The sequence below is a fragment of the Rhizobium sp. RCC_161_2 genome (assembly GCF_041355235.1).
Lineage (GTDB): Bacteria > Pseudomonadota > Alphaproteobacteria > Rhizobiales > Rhizobiaceae > Rhizobium.
Window position 1 is genome coordinate 1 of sequence record NZ_JBFUPL010000040.1, and the last position, 2,494, is coordinate 2,494.

2 protein-coding genes are annotated in these 2,494 nt (G+C 58.7%); both read left to right on the forward strand.

Annotated features, from left to right (window positions below):
* Positions 1 to 112 precede the first annotated feature (112 nt).
* The gene (istA, locus tag AB6803_RS33040) at positions 113 to 1,639 is read left to right on the forward strand and encodes an IS21 family transposase (RefSeq protein ID WP_371112785.1); all 1,527 of its coding nucleotides are present in this window, start codon (positions 113 to 115) and stop codon (positions 1,637 to 1,639) included.
* Positions 1,629 to 2,441, forward strand: coding sequence for an IS21-like element helper ATPase IstB (istB, locus tag AB6803_RS33045; RefSeq protein WP_371112786.1), 813 nt, complete (start codon positions 1,629 to 1,631; stop codon positions 2,439 to 2,441). The genes istA and istB overlap by 11 nt, the downstream gene beginning before the upstream one ends.
* The last annotated feature ends 53 nt before the right edge of the window (positions 2,442 to 2,494 follow it).

A 2,494-nucleotide genomic window follows, 5' to 3' on the forward strand; every position in this document is an offset into this window, starting at 1 on the left:
TGTTGATTTCCACTGAGAGCTGACCCGGCACAGCCTGATATTTCCATTGAGAATTGACCCATGTTTCAACCGTCCCTCGCATGTTTTCAGCGGGGGCTCTGGAGTGATCGACATGGCGTTACTGAGCGTGATCCGGCGCTGGCATTTTCGAGAGCGTCTATCAATCCGGGAGATTTGCCGCAGAACTGGCTTATCCCGGAACACCATCCGCAAATATCTTCGTGCTGACGGCGTAGAGCCGAAGTTCCAGGTTCCGGAAAGGCCGAGCAAGCTTGACCCCTTTGCAGATCGGTTATCGGCCTGGCTGAAGACGGAATCCAAGAAGGGCCGCAAGCAGAAGCGGACGATGAAGCAGTTGCATGCTGACTTGGTCAGCCTCGGCTACGAGGGGTCCTACAATCGCGTGGCGGCCTTTGCCCGGGAATGGCGCGATGATCGCCAGCGGGAACGGCAGACGACCGGCCGTGGCACCTTCGTTCCACTGGCGTTCGAACCCGGCGAAGCGTTCCAGTTCGACTGGTCGGAGGACTGGGCGATCATCGGCAATGAGCGCACCAAGCTGCAGGTCGCTCACACCAAGCTGAGCTACTCGAGGGCCTTTATCGTCCGAGCCTATCTCCTGCAGACGCACGAGATGCTGTTTGACGCCCACAATCATGCCTTCCGCGTCTTCGGTGGTATTCCCGGTCGCGGCATCTACGACAACATGCGCACGGCGATCGATAAGGTCGGCCGTGGCAAGGAGCGAGACGTCAACGTCCGCTTCATGGCAATGGCCAGCCACTACGTGTTCGAGCCCGAGTTCTGCAATCCGGCCTCCGGCTGGGAGAAAGGACAGGTCGAGAAGAACGTCCAGGACGCACGGCATCGGTTCTTTCAACCTGTTCCACGCTTTCCATCACTGGAGGCCCTGAACGACTGGCTCGAGGTTCGATGCAAGGAGTTCTGGGCGAAGACGCTGCATGGTCAGATGCGTGGCACCATTGCCGACATCTGGGCAGAGGAAGTACCAGCTCTCATGCCCGTTTCCAGGCCGTTCGATGGGTTCGTCGAATATACAAAGCGTGTCACGCCCACCTGCCTCGTGCATCTGGAGCGCAATCGCTACAGCGTCCCTGCATCCTTCGCCAATCGTCCGGTAAGCCTTCGGGTCTATCCGGATCGTGTCGTCATCGCCGCAGAAGGTCAGATCGTTTGTGAGCATCGTCGGGTCATCGATCGTTCCCATGACCGGCCGGGGCAGACCATCTATGACTGGCGGCATTATTTGGCGGTCGTGCAGCGAAAGCCGGGCGCTCTTCGCAACGGTGCTCCATTCGTTGAGCTTCCTGAAGCCTTCCGAACCTTGCAGCAATACCTGCTCAAGAAGCCCGGCGGCGACCGCGAGATGGTCGATATCCTGGCGCTCGTTCTCCAGCACGATGAACAGGCAGTGCTCTCAGCCGTCGACATGGCGCTGAAGTCCGGTGTTCCGACCAAGACGCATGTGCTGAACCTGCTGCATCGCCTCGTTGATGGCAAATCCTTCAACCCGCCGACCCTCGACGCACCTCAGGCCCTGACGCTCACCAATGAGCCCAAGGCCAATGTCGAACGATACGATACCCTGAGAAAGACGGAGGTTCGCCATGCGTCATAACCCGGCAAGCGGTGCGATCGTCATCATGCTGCGACAGTTGAAGATGCACGGCATGGCCCATGCCGTCGGTGATTTGACCGAACAGGGATCGCCGGCGTTCGAGGCTGCCATTCCGATCTTGTCCCAGCTTTTAAAAGCGGAGACTGCGGAACGAGAGGTTCGATCGACGGCGTATCAGCTCAAAACCGCGCGCTTTCCAGCCTACCGTGATCTGAATGGCTTCGACTTCGCCAGCAGCGAGATCAACGAGGCCCTCGTGCAGCAGCTTCATCGCTGCGACTTCCTCGACAACGCCAACAACATCGTCCTGGTCGGCGGTCCCGGCACGGGCAAGACGCATATCGCGACCGCGATCGGTGTCCAGGCCATCGAACATCACCATAAGCGAGTTCGGTTCTTCTCGACCGTGGAACTGGTCAACGCTCTGGAACAGGAGAAGGCTCAGGGCCGTCCAGGCCAGATCGCCAACCGTCTGACACATTCCGATCTCGTTATTCTCGACGAGCTTGGCTACCTGCCGTTCAGCGCTTCAGGCGGCGCACTGCTCTTCCACCTGCTGAGCAAGCTCTACGAGCACACCAGCGTCATCATCACGACCAACCTGAGCTTCAGCGAATGGGCCAGCGTCTTCGGCGATGCCAAGATGACCACCGCGCTGCTCGACCGGCTTACCCACCACTGCCACATCCTGGAAACGGGAAACGACAGCTTCCGCTTCAAGAACAGCTCAGCTCATGAGCCCAAAACGGCAAAGGAAAAGCGCAGGAACTTGACCACCACGACCAACACAAACGATACCTAAGGCGGGTCACTTCTCGGTGGAAATGCCGGGTCAGCTCTCAGTGGAAATCAACA